Origin of the sequence: Kitasatospora sp. NPDC092286, assembly GCF_044755565.1 — a bacterium.
In the GTDB taxonomy this organism is placed as follows: Bacteria; Actinomycetota; Actinomycetes; order Streptomycetales; family Streptomycetaceae; genus Kitasatospora.
The window spans coordinates 57,333-71,447 of sequence record NZ_JBIVRD010000043.1 but is presented as its reverse complement, the minus strand read 5'-3'; the positions used below and the strand labels follow the sequence as shown (position 1 = coordinate 71,447).

Annotated in this window: 19 protein-coding genes; 10 read left to right on the top strand and 9 right to left on the bottom strand. The window is 71.3% G+C overall.

Annotated features, from left to right (window positions below; translation table 11 throughout):
• Positions 1–707: 707 nt before the first annotated feature.
• From ACIQIB_RS32445 to ACIQIB_RS32435, 3 genes are all read left to right on the top strand, one after another.
• Positions 708–896, top strand: coding sequence for a hypothetical protein (locus ACIQIB_RS32445; protein ID WP_400762403.1), 189 nt, complete (start codon positions 708–710; stop codon positions 894–896).
• 437 nt (positions 897–1,333) lie between these two features.
• Complete coding sequence (locus ACIQIB_RS32440) at positions 1,334–1,744, top strand: hypothetical protein (protein ID WP_400762401.1); 411 nt, start codon at positions 1,334–1,336, stop codon at positions 1,742–1,744.
• Positions 1,745–1,794: 50 nt separating this feature from the next.
• The gene (locus ACIQIB_RS32435; RefSeq protein WP_400762400.1) at positions 1,795–2,385 is read left to right on the top strand and encodes a hypothetical protein; all 591 of its coding nucleotides are present in this window, start codon (positions 1,795–1,797) and stop codon (positions 2,383–2,385) included.
• Between the two features lie 400 nt (positions 2,386–2,785).
• On the opposite strand, the gene ACIQIB_RS32430 is transcribed toward ACIQIB_RS32435, so the two are convergent.
• The 4 genes from ACIQIB_RS32430 to ACIQIB_RS32415 form a co-directional block, all read right to left on the bottom strand.
• Positions 2,786–3,559, bottom strand: a complete 774-nt coding sequence (locus tag ACIQIB_RS32430; protein WP_400762399.1) for a hypothetical protein — start codon at positions 3,557–3,559, stop codon at positions 2,786–2,788.
• A 767-nt stretch (positions 3,560–4,326) separates the two neighbouring features.
• A complete protein-coding gene (locus ACIQIB_RS32425; RefSeq protein WP_400762397.1) occupies positions 4,327–4,833 on the bottom strand; it encodes a hypothetical protein in 507 nt (168 codons plus the stop codon).
• 196 nt (positions 4,834–5,029) lie between these two features.
• Positions 5,030–5,605: a hypothetical protein gene (locus ACIQIB_RS32420; protein WP_400762395.1), complete on the bottom strand. Its 576-nt coding sequence runs from the start codon at positions 5,603–5,605 to the stop codon at positions 5,030–5,032.
• A 671-nt stretch (positions 5,606–6,276) separates the two neighbouring features.
• Positions 6,277–7,041 carry a GNAT family N-acetyltransferase gene (locus ACIQIB_RS32415; protein ID WP_400762405.1) on the bottom strand — a complete coding sequence of 255 codons (765 nt, stop codon included), beginning with the start codon at positions 7,039–7,041 and terminating at the stop codon, positions 6,277–6,279.
• A 183-nt stretch (positions 7,042–7,224) separates the two neighbouring features.
• Between ACIQIB_RS32415 and ACIQIB_RS32410 the strand changes: the two genes are divergently transcribed.
• Entirely contained in the window at positions 7,225–7,767 is a 543-nt protein-coding gene (locus tag ACIQIB_RS32410; RefSeq protein ID WP_400762393.1) for a hypothetical protein, read from the top strand.
• A 6-nt stretch (positions 7,768–7,773) separates the two neighbouring features.
• On the opposite strand, the gene ACIQIB_RS32405 is transcribed toward ACIQIB_RS32410, so the two are convergent.
• On the bottom strand, positions 7,774–7,995 hold the full coding sequence (locus tag ACIQIB_RS32405; RefSeq protein ID WP_400762391.1) for a hypothetical protein: 222 nt from the start codon (positions 7,993–7,995) through the stop codon (positions 7,774–7,776).
• Between the two features lie 381 nt (positions 7,996–8,376).
• Here ACIQIB_RS32405 and ACIQIB_RS32400 point away from each other — a divergent pair, with 381 nt between their 5' ends.
• The gene (locus tag ACIQIB_RS32400) at positions 8,377–9,084 is read left to right on the top strand and encodes a hypothetical protein (RefSeq protein WP_400762389.1); all 708 of its coding nucleotides are present in this window, start codon (positions 8,377–8,379) and stop codon (positions 9,082–9,084) included.
• A 448-nt stretch (positions 9,085–9,532) separates the two neighbouring features.
• A complete protein-coding gene (locus ACIQIB_RS32395; RefSeq protein WP_400762387.1) occupies positions 9,533–9,772 on the top strand; it encodes a hypothetical protein in 240 nt (79 codons plus the stop codon).
• Between the two features lie 21 nt (positions 9,773–9,793).
• Here the strand turns inward: ACIQIB_RS32395 and ACIQIB_RS32390 are convergent, their stop codons facing one another.
• Positions 9,794–10,318 (bottom strand): helix-turn-helix transcriptional regulator, encoded by a 525-nt coding sequence (locus ACIQIB_RS32390; RefSeq protein WP_400762386.1) that lies wholly within the window; start codon positions 10,316–10,318, stop codon positions 9,794–9,796.
• Between the two features lie 309 nt (positions 10,319–10,627).
• On the opposite strand from ACIQIB_RS32390, the gene ACIQIB_RS32385 reads away from it, so the two are divergent.
• The 3 genes from ACIQIB_RS32385 (at position 10,628) to ACIQIB_RS32375 (ending at position 12,192) form a co-directional block, all read left to right on the top strand.
• The gene (locus ACIQIB_RS32385; RefSeq protein ID WP_400762384.1) at positions 10,628–10,828 is read left to right on the top strand and encodes a hypothetical protein; all 201 of its coding nucleotides are present in this window, start codon (positions 10,628–10,630) and stop codon (positions 10,826–10,828) included.
• 81 nt (positions 10,829–10,909) lie between these two features.
• Positions 10,910–11,671, top strand: a complete 762-nt coding sequence (locus tag ACIQIB_RS32380; protein ID WP_400762382.1) for a hypothetical protein — start codon at positions 10,910–10,912, stop codon at positions 11,669–11,671.
• Positions 11,672–11,823: 152 nt separating this feature from the next.
• On the top strand, positions 11,824–12,192 hold the full coding sequence (locus ACIQIB_RS32375; protein WP_400762380.1) for a hypothetical protein: 369 nt from the start codon (positions 11,824–11,826) through the stop codon (positions 12,190–12,192).
• A gap of 26 nt (positions 12,193–12,218) precedes the next feature.
• On the opposite strand, the gene ACIQIB_RS32370 is transcribed toward ACIQIB_RS32375, so the two are convergent.
• Positions 12,219–12,557, bottom strand: coding sequence for a hypothetical protein (locus tag ACIQIB_RS32370; RefSeq protein ID WP_400762378.1), 339 nt, complete (start codon positions 12,555–12,557; stop codon positions 12,219–12,221).
• A 12-nt stretch (positions 12,558–12,569) separates the two neighbouring features.
• Between ACIQIB_RS32370 and ACIQIB_RS32365 the strand changes: the two genes are divergently transcribed.
• Positions 12,570–12,983 (top strand): hypothetical protein, encoded by a 414-nt coding sequence (locus ACIQIB_RS32365; RefSeq protein ID WP_400762376.1) that lies wholly within the window; start codon positions 12,570–12,572, stop codon positions 12,981–12,983.
• Here ACIQIB_RS32365 and ACIQIB_RS32360 read toward each other — a convergent pair.
• Both ACIQIB_RS32360 and ACIQIB_RS32355 read right to left on the bottom strand, forming a co-directional pair.
• Complete coding sequence (locus ACIQIB_RS32360) at positions 12,980–13,327, bottom strand: NUDIX domain-containing protein (RefSeq protein ID WP_400762374.1); 348 nt, start codon at positions 13,325–13,327, stop codon at positions 12,980–12,982. The two genes, ACIQIB_RS32365 and ACIQIB_RS32360, sit on opposite strands and share 4 nt — an antisense overlap.
• The gene (locus tag ACIQIB_RS32355; RefSeq protein WP_400762372.1) at positions 13,324–14,010 is read right to left on the bottom strand and encodes a DUF402 domain-containing protein; all 687 of its coding nucleotides are present in this window, start codon (positions 14,008–14,010) and stop codon (positions 13,324–13,326) included. The genes ACIQIB_RS32360 and ACIQIB_RS32355 overlap by 4 nt, the downstream gene beginning before the upstream one ends.
• Between the last annotated feature and the right edge of the window lie 105 nt (positions 14,011–14,115).

The following is a 14,115-nucleotide window of genomic DNA, read 5'->3' as shown; positions in this document are numbered from 1 at the left end:
GAAAGCTACCTCGCCGGCCTTCACCTCCGCGGCGCAATGATCTGGATCAAGGACCTCACCCGAACCCATTGATCACGACCGAATACGCGGCCTAGACGCGCGGCGGCCAGACACTACCTTCCAATGGCAGCACCACAAACCCGACATCTGTGCTACTCGTTCGGCGAGACGCAGCCGGGGCGCAGCCGAACTCACCGACCCCACCGTCCCCGACGGGCGTACCGGCATCATGGTGCCCACACCAGCGACCGGCGGCCACGACGCGTTCACAAGGCTCTGCCGCCCGGCCTGGCCGTCCAACCTGACGTCCACCCGGACGGTCCAGCCCCGGGCCGGTGAGAACGGGGCAGTCCCGTTCTCACCGGCCTCTGACCTGGGTAGATACCCGAAACTCACCGACCGGTGGCTGCCCGGGCTGGGCAATCTCACCGGGCCCAGGAGGAAGACTCACCGGTCGGTCGGCGAAACTCACCACCGCAGGTCAGCAGCCCTGCGGCGGGGATCAGCAAGTCAGGAGCGCCGCCACCAGGAGCGGGAGCGCTTCTCCTCGGCAGCCGCAGCTTCGACTGCGGCCGGCGCCCGACGAGGCCGGGCGGACGGCGCTGGCCGAGTGCTCGGTCGAGCAGGCCCTCGCCCTGGTCGCCGCCGACACCGCTCTCGCCCTGGAGCTCACCGACCAGGCCGCCGCCGGCGGCGTCGACCTGCCGATGCCGGACGCGCTGTGCGCCGCCACCGCCCACCGACTCGGCATCCCCCTGCTCACCGCCGACCTGCTACCCACCGAAGAGGACACCGCGGTGGTGGTGCCCGAAGAACACGACATCGACGGTGCCGACCGGACCCAGGACGTGACCCCGGGACCGGCCACCGACCCGCTGCCCGCCGAGCACCGGTGAGCGCCGATGGCCAACCTCCACCCACCAGTCGTCGGCCCGGTGTGGTCGCCCGGGCATCGGGAACTGCGGGTCGGTGGTAGCGGTGTCGGTCACGGCGGGGCTCCTGGTCGGCTCGGCGGTCGGCCTGGCGCGCCGCCTATCACCGATCTGGCTGGGACGAGGCTTCCGGGGAGACACCCGGGGATCTCCAGCGGGCTCTTTCGCCTCTCTGGGCCCGAACGCGCGCCGTAACGGCGGCTCAGGCTCTGATCGGACAGTACCTCGAGCGGGCCTGCGGCAAGCCGGATCGGCCGGCCTCGCGCCGCCGGGTCGGCGGCCGGGGTGACGAACGTGGGTCCGGCGGCGTTGGAGCGGGGGTGAGCAACACTTCCTCTTCCCGCCCTCGACGCGGCGGCGCCGGGTTAGGGCCGGGCGTCGCCGGCCGGGCCTTCGCCATCGTGGGCCGGGCGCCGCAGTCCCCGCTTCCTTGGTCGCAGGAGTCGGTCGACGACGGGCTGCAGAGCGTGCTGGCCGGCCATCAGCGGCTGGTGGCCTCGCGGTGGGCGGAGGCGTTCGAGGGCCTGGACGAGGACGCTCTCGGCGAGGTGACCCAGGAGGCCCGCCAGGACGGGCAGGACCCGGGCCGGGCCGTCGACGTCTTCGTACGGAGCCTGATCCGGCAGCTGGAGGACTGGAAGCAGGCCGCCACCGCGCTGGAGGGGGCACTGGAGAAAGCCGCGCTCGGGCGGCCGTTGCCGGTGTGGGCGGCCGACGCCCTGGCCGCCGAGCAGGGCCGGCTGTGGGGCGCGCGGCAGGCGCTGCTGGAGGCTGTTGCCCGGCAGCACTACGGCGGCCCTGCGTCCTGGTGATCTGTACTGTGGGGCCCCGAGTTGTCGGTGCCATCCGGCACTATCTCGGCATGCAGGCCAAGACGGTAGGCGTCAGTCAAGGGCGGAACTTCCATGCGCTGGCCGACGCCGGCGCCGTGCTATATATCGCGGAGTGCGACGAGCTGGATGCCTTGAAGGTCGGTGTCACAAGCCGTGCCAGTCGAACAAGCCGGATACAGCGGCATGCTCAACATGGGTGGCACACAATGGCCGAGATCTCTTTCAAGGACGGTAGACAGGCCTTCGTCGCGGAACAGGCCGTCCTTGCGTTCCTGCGGGCGTGCGGCGCACGCGAAACCCTCAGGCAGGACCAGTTGCCCCAAGGCGGCTACACGGAGACCATCTCGTTCGCCCAGAAGGCTCACCTAAGCGCCGATCGACTGCTCACAATCGCTCGTATCGCTGCAGAGACGGTGATAGCCACCGAACGTCCGACCTACGTCATCGCAGTGGTTGGCCGTCGGACAATCACCACACTAGCGGAGGCGGTCGACGAGCTCGAAGCCCTGGACCGTGCTGGCCGCAAACGGGAAGCGGCCGAACTCGCCGCCGAGATCCGTGTTGGCTGCGACGTGTTACTTGAGAGTTTGGAAGCCTTCAGAACCCGGCTGCTGCGCTGACGCCAGCTGGTGCCGCACTGCGCCGTGGCCGGGGCCACCCCACGCCTGCACGCTGGGTTGCTGGGCGCAGCAACGTCCGGCCGGAACAAACTGCTCTCCCTCGGTGGCCTCCAGGCATGCCTGGGGCAACCTCGAGCAACAGCCCCAGGACAAGAGGTTCTGCGCCTTCCTGGCCCTGATGCTGCTCCGGCTTATCGCGGCGGTGCAGCACGTTGTCCTCGCGGTGCACCGCGAGGTCGTTGTGGTGCAGCACCCGGCGGCCGACGCCTTGGCCACCGAGCAGACGCTGCTGGAGGCGATCATCGGCACCACCACTGTGGCTCTGCGCCCTGGTGAGGCCGGGTCAGCGGGCGGAGGCCGGCCGGGTGGTCCGGCGGCCCCGCGCCCTGGTGAGGGCCGGTCAGCGAACGGAGGCTGGCCGGGCCTGGTGGGCGCGCAGGATGGTGTCCAGCGCGAGGTCCGTGGTCGGGTGGGTCTTGGGGCGGGAGAGGTTGTCGACGAGGAGCCGGGCGCCCGGCGGCTGGTAGAGGAGGGCGCTCCATCCGATCGGCGTGCTGTCGTGGCGCAGTTGGAGGACGCCCTGGGCGTCGGGGTCGAGCCAGGAGCCGAGCTCCCAGCCGGGACCGAAGGTGGGCTCCAGGTCGTCCAGGAGGTCGGGGAAGTCGAAGCGGATCTCCGGGTCGGTGCAGGCCTCCCGGCGGGCCTGCTCGGCGGCCTCGGCCGCGGACCGCCGGGCCGGCGCCTGCTGGACGTGCGGCTCAGGCTCAGGCGCGGGGGTTTCGCCCCGCGAGGCGTTAGTCCCCCCGGCGCCGGAGCCACCGGCGTCGCCCGGGCCGTCGCCGCCGTCGAGGTCCCAGCGGTCGAGGCGCTCGCGCGAGCGGGCGACCAGGCGCTCGTCCTCGCTCAGGTCCGGCCAGCGGGCCTTGCCCCGGATCTCCTGCGCGGCCCATGTAGGCGCGGGTGCCGTAGACGGGCAGCACCTTCGCCAGCTCCGCGAACGCGGCGGCCGGATCGCCGGCGGAGGCTTCCTCCAGGAAGCGGGCCAGGCGGCGGCGCAGCGCGTCGGCGGTCCCGAGGAGGTGCCGGCCGTCTTCTCCCCAGTGGGCGAGGTCGTCGTCGGCCCCGGCGGCGGCCGCCGGTGCAGCAGGTGCCGCGAGCGCAGCGGTTGCTGCACTGGCCGGTGCGGCAGTGGGGCCGGTTGCTGCACGGGGCGGTGCGGCGGCGTCGGGTGCAGCGGTGCTCGCTGCTGCTTGTGCTGCTTCTTCGCGGGCCTTGGCCTTGGCGCGGTCGACCTTGCTGCGGCACGAGCGCGAGCAATAGGTGCGCGGCCGCCCGGTGGAGCCCTTGGGCGCCGGGTTCGCGCAGCCCGGCCGGGCGCACCGCGGGGCCGGTTGCGCGTCGTCGGCCAGCGGGTTGGTGGCGGCGGTCGGCGGGGCGCTGTCCATCCCGGGATCGTAGCCGCCGGCGCCGACGACCCGGCCGGGTTTCGCCTCGCCGCCGGGCGCGGGGCGAAACCCCGGAAGGCTGTTGAACGGGACCGGGGATGCAGCATGCGGCGCTGCACGGGCAGCGGGATGCAGCACCGCGCCATGCTGCGCGGGTGGGTCAGGTTGCAGCGGCTTCGCCACGCGGCCGTTCTGCAGGGCAGCCAGCTACGGACGGCTTCGCAGGGTGCGGTTCGGAATCGCACTGGTCCTGACCTGTGGTGGGGAGTTCGGCGGGACAAAACTGCGGGGCGAAACTCACCGGTGCAGGGGAGGAAGCACCGGCCGCGCGGCGTGCGGGGTGGTACCGCCGGCCGCCTCCTGGGGGTGCGGGGCTTGCGGTCCGGGTGGAGGGTGGGCGGTTGGCATCCTGACTGGTGGTCGAGTCACAGCAGACCGACAACTGCCGCTCACCGCTGTTGGCCTCGCCGGCAGCGGTGAGCGGGGGCGAGGGGGGTTAGCGGCGCTCGGCGTCGTACCATCCGGGAGAGGTCTGGGTCCACCTGAGGTTGGGCACCGGACCAGCGAGGGACGACACGGAGCAGATGACCAGCACGTCGTCGACGCATGTCATGACGGATGTGCAACCCTCGCGGGTCAGTCGGCGCGCGGGATGACGGATGCCCTCGATGACGAGTTCGGTGTCGGTTGCGGGCGCCGTCTTGACGCTCTGGATGGACTGTTCCATGAGCTGGGACATCCGCAATCCACCGTGTCGCTGTTCCGCGCGCAGTGTCTGGGCGACGAACCGCCCCGCAGCAGTCGCGTGGTGCATGCTGGCGGGTGGCGCGTCTGCGGAAGCGATGGGTCGGAGAGTCTCCACGGACGCCATGAGAAGAGCGGAGCGGGTGTAGGTGATTTCCACCCCGATCGGCACACCGTCGATCGTCCCCCGGTCGGCATTCCATATCCATTGATCGTCTGCGCCATCGATTACCGCGACAGGCCTTCCCAGGCTGCCCACGATCTCTGAGGGAAGCGGCTTCCCATTGTCACTGTCACGGCTCTCACCGTTTTCGAAGAACAAATTCGACCCTATTGGTTGTGCGGAGGCGGTGCGGCATCCATGATGATGCCGCACCGCCTCCTACCCTCAAAACGTACCGACCATCCATGGCGCGCCTTGCTTTGTTGTGCGCACCATCGTGGCCTGCGAACTCTTATCCGAACCAGTCGTACGCCGACGCCGGACCGGCGGTGCAGTACGTGCCGTCGGCCAGCTCGGCGTAGCTGTCACCGGGGATGATCGTGGCGTAGGCGGAGCCGTACAGAGTGACGGACCGGGACCCCGACCACTGGGACTGGAAGTCCAGCGTGGACGGCCCCCACCCCTGGTGGCTACTGCCGTTCACGTCCACGACGGAGACGCCCCACTCGTACCACCAGGCCTTCTGGTTGAAGATCTCGAACCCGGTGGAGAGCTGGCCATGGTGGTTCGAGTTCCCGGTCAGGGTGATCCAGGCGCTTCCGCAGTTCCCGTGGACCTCACCGGTGTTGTCGATGAGGGCCGCGGCGTCACGGGCGTCGGCCTGGTCGGCGAGCTCCTGCTCCTCGGCCGGCGAGGCGTCCTTCTTGACCGAGTATTCGGAGCCCTTGGCGGTCTTCTTGATGACGTAGCCATTGGCTTCGGCGGTCTTCTTGTCGTAGCCCGCGAAGTTCATCCCGACGGTCACCGTGCGCGAGGTCGGCTCGGTTTCCTGCACGGCCGCGTGGGCCGGAATGGAACTGAGCGCCATAATGGCGCCGCTCGCCAACGCAACGACAGCGGATGTTGCCTTTTTCATTTGTTTTCCCCCTCTCTCCTTCGAAATCTTCGAAGGTGTACAGAACACTAACCCGCACGAGCGTTCGCCTGCAATCATATTTTCTTCCAGAAAGGGGAACTGGAAATTCCCGATCCACATCCCCGCCAATTTGCCGCCCGTCGTCCGATATATAGAGACATGGGCAAGCCGAAGAATCCCCAAGAAAAGGCAAAATAGTGACGTGCATCACGACTTCGATCCACGATGCGGACACCCTTGAGCCAAGGCGGAACAGATGGACGCGCCGCCAAAATCTCCCTGTCCGCCTCGGCCGCCTCCTGGGGCGCGCGAGGCTCCTGGAGGATGGGAGTGGTGGACATCGTGGTGGTGGTCGAGCAGCCCGGAGGACCCCGTGCGACTGGTCGTGCACGCGACCGGCTCCGATCCGGACGTGCCCGGCGATCCGACGGCGGTGACGGCCTGCGGGCTCGACACCGCAGGCATGGCGGTCGACCCGTGGCGGCCGGTCAGCGTCGGCACCCGCTCGACTGACAGAGGCCGCTCGAAAGGCCCCTCGTCCGCATCCGTGGATGGCGTCCTCTTCTGCCGAGGCCCGGGGTCGGTGAGTCGGTGTCCGCCGACCCCGGGCTGGGGCGGAGGTCTCAGGGAGTGACCGCGTACTCGGTGAACCGGCCGCAGGCCTGGAACCCGAGACGGCGGTAGACCGGTTTCCCGTCCGAGGACGCCTGCAGCACTGCGGTGCGGTAGCCCTCCCTGTAGGCCGTGCGCAAGGTGGCCAGGGTGATGGCCCCGCCGTATCCGCGGCGGCGCTCGGAGGCGAGGGTCGCGATGTTGTAGATCCCGGCGACCCCCGCCGAGAGGAAGACCTCGGCCGAGCAGACCGGCCGTCCCTCCACGTAGCCGACGAGGTAGCGCGCGGGACAGTCGGGCGCCAGAGCCCACACGGCCGCATCGGCGAAGAAGCGGCGGACCGTGACGGCCGGCGGATCCCAGTTCGCCGCCAGGACCATCGCGTAGTCCGCGAGCTGCTCGGAAGTCGTCACCAGGCGGATGTCCAGACCCTCGACGTGCGGCTCCGGCGGGGCGGCGGGCAGGTCCATCCACATACCGGTCTCGGTCTCCGACGCCTCAAGGCCGTGACCGCTCAGGAGCACGGCCAGGTCCGGGGGTGTGGTGGCGGGACCGACCCACCAGGAGAACGGCCGGCCCGTCGCGGTCAAGGCCCGCACCGTCTCCGCCACACGGCCGGGAGCGGTCTCGTCGGTGAATCGCGCGGCCGCCACGATGTTGAAGGTGTCGTCGTCGAGCCCGCTGTCGGCGACGACGAGATCAGCCGTCGCGGTGACGCTCGCGTGCTCCATGGGGCGGTGCAGATGACAGGCGTGCTCGGCCAGGTTCCGCTCCACCCTGCCCAGAAGGTCGGAATCATCAGACACAGTGTGATTTGTCTCATTCATGCCCGACACCATGTCACCCACAAGAGGGCCCGGGGGGATCGGCCGCCCCGCGGTGGCATCCCGGACGCGGCCGGGCCCGGCTGCGCACCGCCGGGGCCGTAACGGTCCGGGGCCGGGGCCGGTTCACCGGTCATGACGAACTCGCTCTCCTTCCTGCCCGTGTCCGATCCCCGGCCGGCCGACGACGATCCGGACGGCCTCGTCGCCGGCGACGAGCGCGCGGAACAGGCCGCGGCCGCGCGCGAGGAACGCGAGCGCGCCACGCACGAGGCACTCGCGCTGGCCGCCGAGGCGGGGGAGGCGGCGGCCGTGTGGGTGCGCGGGCTCGCCGCCCGCCAGGACGATGAAGGCCATGCCCGGGTGCTGGGTCAGGCGGCCGAGGCGATCGTCCAGGCCAGCGCCCTCGAGGTCATCCCCGGCGGCGAGGGCCAGCTCGTCGAAGAGCTGCGCTACCACCTGGCGGCGGACGTGCTGCTCGGAGCCACCCACACCGGCACACTGCCCGAGCTCCGCGCCGGCGAGCGGCTCGCCCTGGTCGCCGTCTGCGCGCTCGCCGCGGCCATGCCCGGCTGCGTGCTCGGCGACCTGGGGCGCGAGCTCACCCTCCTCGCCGACGAACTGAACGCCGCCACCGCCACCGGACGCGCCACCGGACGCGCCGCCGCCGCGGTGTAGCCGGGCTCAGTCCTGCGGGCCGGGCGGGGTGAAGGCGAGCCCGCCCGGCCCGAGCGCACGGCGCCCGTCGGCCGCGGGCCGCCGGGAATGGTCAGGGGCTGCGGCGGGCGGCTGCTGGAACGGCGAGCGCTCCACCGGCAACAGCCGGCGGCGCTCCCCGGCCTGGAGCGGGTCGGCGGCGGGCGAGGAGAGCGGCTGCCGCAACGGGCGGCGTCGGTCAGCGGTCATGATCACCAGTCTGGCAGTCCCAACCCCCGGCCGGGGGCAGACCGGGACACCCAGCCCTGCAAACCTGAGGGTGGTTCCGCCGGCGGCGGCACCACAACGGCCTGTCGTATGCATGGCTATACCAACTGCAGGAACCGCCACCGCCCGGGAACAGGGCGCACACGGCGCGCATGCGGCGTGCGGACCGGTGGAGCTGCGGAAGCACCGGATCGGCGCGATAGGGGGGCAGGGCAGCCTGCGGGACGGCTCCGGCCTGCCGGCTCCGTCCCGCAGGCCGACGATCCGGCGGACGACAGCCCCGGGTTCGGCGAAGCCATAGGCCGCGCGGGGCTGTTCCGTTAACCTGCCCGAGACAGTTCCCAACCCAACCGACGGAGAGTCATGTACTTAATAAAACAAAGGCGTTGGTCGATTGTCGCGGCCGCCCTGCTGTCCGTATCACTGCTCGGCACGGCAGGCTGCGGAAGCTCCGGAACGGCCGCAGCCAACCCGGCCGCAGCCAACCCGGCCGCAGCCAACCCGGCCGCAGCCGACCCGGCCGCAGCCGACCCGGCCGTCGACGATCCGGCCGTCGACGATCCGACGCCGAAGGCCACCGGCAAATCCGGCGGCTACCGCAAGACCCATGACTTCTGCGCCTTGATCGACTTCACCGTGCTGGCCGCCCAGTTCGGCGAGGCCGGAAGGGCCCCTCGGCAGGAGATCGGCTCCGGAAAGAACCCCCTGTTCGAGTGCTATCAGAGCTTTTCCCGCGGCGGAACAGGTTCCTCGGACACCTACGTGAAGTGCACCTTTGAGGAGAATTTCGCCGCGGCGCTCAAGTCACAGAGGGGCCGCCTCCCCCACCTCATCAAGTTCGGCAGCGCAACCAATGTCCCCGGCCTGGGCGACGAGGCATTCCAGGTCCAGCGCGCACTCGACGCCGCCAGCTGGAAATCCGAGCTGTGGCTGAACGTGGTGGACCGCAACGTCCAATGCGAGCTGAATGCACAGGCCGACGGGGCCCTCACCCCCGACCAGAGCACGGCCGCCCTCAAGGCCCTCACCGACACCGCCCGCGGCCTCATCCTCCGACTGCCCCAAGCCTGACCTCCCGGACAGCACCGCCGTCCGACCGCTGCTGCACTGTCCGTGCCCCGGGCCGGGCGCACTGCGGGGCCGGTTGCGCGTCGTCGGCCGGCTGGTTGGTGGCGGCGGTCGGCGGGGCGCTGTCCATCCCGGGATCGTAGCCGCCGGCGCCGACGACCCGGCCGGGTTTCGCCTCGCCGCCGGGCGCGGGGCGAAACCTCGGGCGGCGGTAGCAGGACTGCTGCACCCCCTTGTCCTGCTGCTGCACCAGCGCGCCGCAGTGCAGCAGTAGCGGCGCTGCACGGCTGTGACCTGCACTGGTGAGGTTGGCGGGGCGAAACTCACCGGCCAGCCGGGGCGGAACTCACCGGAGCGGTGAGGCCTCACCGGCGGCGAGGGCGCGGCGCGGGTTGGTCCTGGCGGCCGTCTCCGGGTGCGGAGCCGGCGGCGCGGGCCGGACAGTGGAGTGGTGGGCATCGTGGTGGTGGTCGAGCAGCCGGAGGATTCGGTGATCCTGGTCGTGCACGCGACCGGCTCCGATCCGGACGTGCCCGGCGATCCGGCGGCGGTGACCATCTGCGGGCTCGACACCGCGGGCATGGCCGTCGATCCGTGGCGGCCGGCCGCGCCCGGTCAGCGCTGGTACCCGCCCGACCTCACCCACCACGTCTGCCCGCGCTGCGACCGCGCCGTCCGATCGGTCGGATAGGGGCAGGTCAGAGGGGGCGGCTTATAGATTCTTGTCCGCTTCCGAGGGCGCCCGCCGACGATGGCCCGTGGGTGTGCGTCCCGGGTCCGGCGACCCCCGACCCGGGGCCACGGCCTGGTCGTGCTGCCCGCCGCCGAACGCCGCCGGCACCACCGGGACGGGCGGAGCAGCAGCGGGGGCAACCGGGACCGCAGGCACGGCGGTGGCCGCCGGAGCCGGGGCGGCCGCCGGCTGGTCGAGGGGCCGCACGAGACCGGCGGCCTGCGCGCGGCGCAGCCACTCGGTCGGTTCCACCGTGCCGTGCTGGAGCGCCAGCGTCGCGAGGAACCGGATGTAGACCTCGCGCTTGGGCGGGCGCGGATCCGTCGTCCCGGCCTCCCACCGCACGATCGTCTCCCGCCGGGTCTTCAGCGCCGCGGCCAGCTCCTCCTGGGTGTACTCGCCGGCCTTGCGCAGCCGCTCCCGCTCGGCCGGGACCGGCAGGTCGTCCACCGGACGCGGCCGGGCCAGCAGCGCGTCGATCGACGCGAACAGGTCGTCAGTCACAACCTCACCTCCACACCACACACCCTAACTCGAAAGTCACTCTTGGATCGCACATTTTGGCGCACATTCGTCGGATCGAGGGCAGTACGAAGCCACTCGTTGACGAGAGGCGTCGGGATGGTCTGCGCTAGCGGCCGGCAAACCCCGCCCCGGGGTCCGGGCTCGCGGCGGCTCCACACTCGTTCGCGTCCGGCCGTTTCGGGGAAACAGGCCCCGGCGGGACAGCCGCTCTGGCATGCTCACCCGAATGCAGCAGGCTCCCGGTGACCGGAGCCTCACACAACGTCAAGTCAAAACCCGGGGTGGGCAGTGCAGTACACGATCAGCGCGTCGGTGTTCCTCGCGATCGTCATCATCGCCCGCCTGCGACGCGCAACCCACGCCCGCAGCCGCGTCGACGAGGTCTTCACCGTCTTCACCGCCGTCGTCTTCGGCGTCCTGATCGCCGCCACCTCCTGGGGCCACGCCATCCTCCAGCTCGTCGGCATCGCCGTCGAAGCCACCCACTGACCCCGCGTCCGGCAACGGACGGCGGGCACCGCCGACGCGACCGGACGCACTCGTACACCCGGACCCAGTCGAGGAGAAACCGTGGCGGAAACCGTGTGGACCACGTTGTTCTGGTCGATCATGGCGGTGCTAGTCGCCGTAGCCGCCGTGGCCCGGCAGATGAGCCTCTACCCCGGCACCTGGCGGCACGCCTTCGACCCCCGCCACAGCCGGGAACGGCACAAGCTGCGCACAGCCCGGGGAAACCTGCGCCGGGCGGAACAGAACGTGGCCACCGAGCAGGAGCACGCCCGCTCGGCCGCGGCCGACGCCGCGCACGAGCACCAGGCCCGGGTGAGGAAGGCCGAGCTCCACCTGGCCGCGCTGCGCGACCCCGGCCGCGGAACGCTGCTCCACTCCCTCGCGGACCGCCTGGATCTGCACGAGCACGCCCTGCGGGTGCGCACCGGCGCCACCCACCCGCTCCTCGGGCTCACGATCGACGACCAGTACTCCCCCACCGAGGCCTACATCTACCTGACGCCGCCCAACGGCTGGCGCGAGCTGCTCACCCTCGCATTGGAGGACACCCCCGAGGCGGACGTACGGGCCTTCGTCGTCCACGTCCACAACGCCATCGCCGACACCGGGCCCGCCCTCCAACGGCTCCGAGCCCTCATCCCCGAGGCCGAAGCCGAACTGAAGCGCGTCACCACCGACACCGGCAACCGCCGCCAGGCCGAACAGAACCTGCACCAGGTCACCGCCCAGCTGAAGAACGACCTTCGCATCCCCCGGGCCCGACGCGAACTGGACACCGCCTACGACCACTGGCAGGAACTGACCGGCCACCGCCCCACGTGACCACCCCTCGGCGGCAGGCTGATCCGGAGTCCGGTCCGGTGACGGCCAAAGTCCCGTCCGCACCGTCATCGGACCGGCCTCGTACGTCAGCGGCGGTGATGGCGGTGTCGAGGTCAGCGGCGTAGCGCACCAGGGCGTTGTAGACCCGGGCGGTGGTCTCCAGTTCCAGCGGCACCTGGCCCCGCACCCTCCCCGAGGAAACCGCGGCACAGCTGGCGGCCTGCGCCCAGCTGTGGGAGCAGGCGGGCCCGGACGGATCGGGCCGGACGTGGGAGCGGCGCTGGCGATCCTTCCCTCGGGTCCTGGTGGTCCTGGTCGGCACCGGCGCGGCCCAGGTGCGCCCGGCGGTGGCGGACCTGCGCCTCGCCACCGAGGAGAACCCGGCCACCACCGAACTGCTCGCCACCATCCCGGCCGGCGCCGCCCGCATCGAGGACCTTGTCCAGCGCGGACCAGCCGCGCCGATCTGGCACCCGCTCGGCAACAACGGCCGACGGCCGTGCGGGTGGACGGAGTTGTAGGCGCCGGGACGGGAGCGACCGGTGGCCTACCGTCCGGTGCGGCTGCGGAGCCAGCGGGCTGGCCACCCGCGGCGCCGGGCCGGCCGGGCGGGAGCAGCGGGGGGAGCCGTGCTCTCCCGGCGGGGCTGGCCGGGGATCTCGACGTCGGGGTGGACGACGACCAGGTGCCCGTCGGCGTAGGCGGTGCGCAGCCCGGCGTCGGCGAGGCGGGATTCGAGGATCATGTTGCAGATCTGGCAGGCGCCGACCGGGTGGCCGGTACGGGAGCAGACGTTGACGCCGAGGACGCCGCCGGGCAGTGGGTGCTCCTCGGTGGGCTGCCAGCGGATGGCGACGGCCAGGTCGCGCGGCCCGGGTTGGAGCACCGCGCCGGGGCGATGGGCGAGACCCGCGAGAAGCTCCGGGGCCTCGCCGGAATCGTGCGGGAGCTGCAGAAGATCCAGACCTCCGCAGAGAACCTCAAGTACATCGCCGAACACGGCGCCCCCCGGCCACGGGAGAGCACGGAGGGCTCACGAACGGCCAGCCGCACGCACGGCCAGGCGTCGGAGGCCGATGACCCCGAGGGCACTGAGTCGTCGCCGTCAAGGCGCGAGCGAGTGCTCAACCTGCTGGGCCAGCAGCCCCGGCGGAGCTGGAAGGTACGGGACATCGCCCGCGCCCTGCAGATCGAGAACGTGAAGAGCCTGCGGACCAGCATGGACGAGTACGTTCGAGGTGGCGTCGTGCACAAGAACCACGACACTTCGACGTACTTCGTCGGAGAGTCGACCGCGCAGACGTTCTTCTAGCGCATTTTCACGAGTGTGGCCGCCGCCGGTTTTCGCGGACCGACGGCAGCCGTTGATGCGGAAGCCGCCGACCTACCAAAGTCTGGGTTTCGCGCGTCGCCGCCCACTTTAGCCCCTGAGTGAGGGGTGCACTGGTCCTGGACGAAGCGGAGCACCGGCGGGTCGAGCAACTCCCGGCGCAGCGCCTCGGTGGGGTCCTCGCCGTCCTCGACCACGCCGCCGGAGAAGGAGAGCTGTACTCCGGCCGGGCGCTGGCGGCGGATCAGGCAGACGAGGCCGTCGTGGAGCAGGACCGCGCACACCCGCGCGCGGATCGGCCCGCTTCCCGTGTCGCTGCTCGTCATGGCCGGTACGGGGTCTCCGCCGCGGCGGCTTCGTCGGCGCCGGGCGGCAGTGTCGGCAGCGGCCAGGACGGATCCGGTGCCCAGGTCGGCCAGCCGTCGGCGAACGGCCCGGTGCGGTCGTCCAGCATGCCGATCGCCCGGCCTCGGGCCCGCTCGATCTGGCGGTGCAGGTAGTCGTCGATCAGGCCGAGGCGGCGCAGCTGGGCGTACTCGGCCTGGTCCTTCCAGTGGTGCCCCGACAGGTCGGGGGCGATGACCAGGTCGAGGGCGAGGTCCATGGTGTCGATGCCGAGGCGGGGGCGGCGCCGGTAGGGGTGCTCGAAGTTGACGTACCAGCGCAGGGGCTCGTGGGTGGTCGCGTCCTGGAAGCAGTGCACGGAGAACCACTCGCCGTTCAGGAAGTGGCTCAGCAGCTCGGTGCCGGTCCAGCGGTAGTGGTCCAGGGTCCAGATGCCGGCCACCAGGTCTGCCAGGCCCTGCTGGCGGGTGGCGTCGTCGCCGGTGCGCGTGGAGGTGATCCAGGTCGTCGGGGCCAGGCTTTCGATGCCCGGCCAGTAGGCCAGGGTCAGCACGTGGCCGGTGTCGTCGATCACCCGCTGGGGCATCGCGGTCCACACCCGATCGGCGTGGACGTCGCGGCGGATCGCGGTGGTGCCGGGCCGGAACAGCTTGGTGTCGGTCACAAAGCCAGTCTTCCCGCGCGCGGGGCCGGGAAGTCCGCTCGAAGGTGTGACGGCGCCTCAAGAGTCACAGGCTCTGCCCACCGCGCCGCCGAGCACCCAGCCGCC

Coding starts and splice junctions, on each gene's coding strand:
- ACIQIB_RS32405 (WP_400762391.1), bottom strand. CDS start 7,995: ATGACCGCTGACCGACGCCGCCCGTTGCGGCAGCCGCTCTCCTCGCCC.
- ACIQIB_RS32365 (WP_400762376.1), top strand. CDS start 12,570: ATGGGCGAGACCCGCGAGAAGCTCCGGGGCCTCGCCGGAATCGTGCGG.
- ACIQIB_RS32435 (WP_400762400.1), top strand. CDS start 1,795: ATGCAGGCCAAGACGGTAGGCGTCAGTCAAGGGCGGAACTTCCATGCG.
- ACIQIB_RS32445 (WP_400762403.1), top strand. CDS start 708: ATGCCGGACGCGCTGTGCGCCGCCACCGCCCACCGACTCGGCATCCCC.
- ACIQIB_RS32400 (WP_400762389.1), top strand. CDS start 8,377: ATGTACTTAATAAAACAAAGGCGTTGGTCGATTGTCGCGGCCGCCCTG.
- ACIQIB_RS32420 (WP_400762395.1), bottom strand. CDS start 5,605: ATGGCGCTCAGTTCCATTCCGGCCCACGCGGCCGTGCAGGAAACCGAG.
- ACIQIB_RS32360 (WP_400762374.1), bottom strand. CDS start 13,327: ATGACGAGCAGCGACACGGGAAGCGGGCCGATCCGCGCGCGGGTGTGC.
- ACIQIB_RS32410 (WP_400762393.1), top strand. CDS start 7,225: ATGACGAACTCGCTCTCCTTCCTGCCCGTGTCCGATCCCCGGCCGGCC.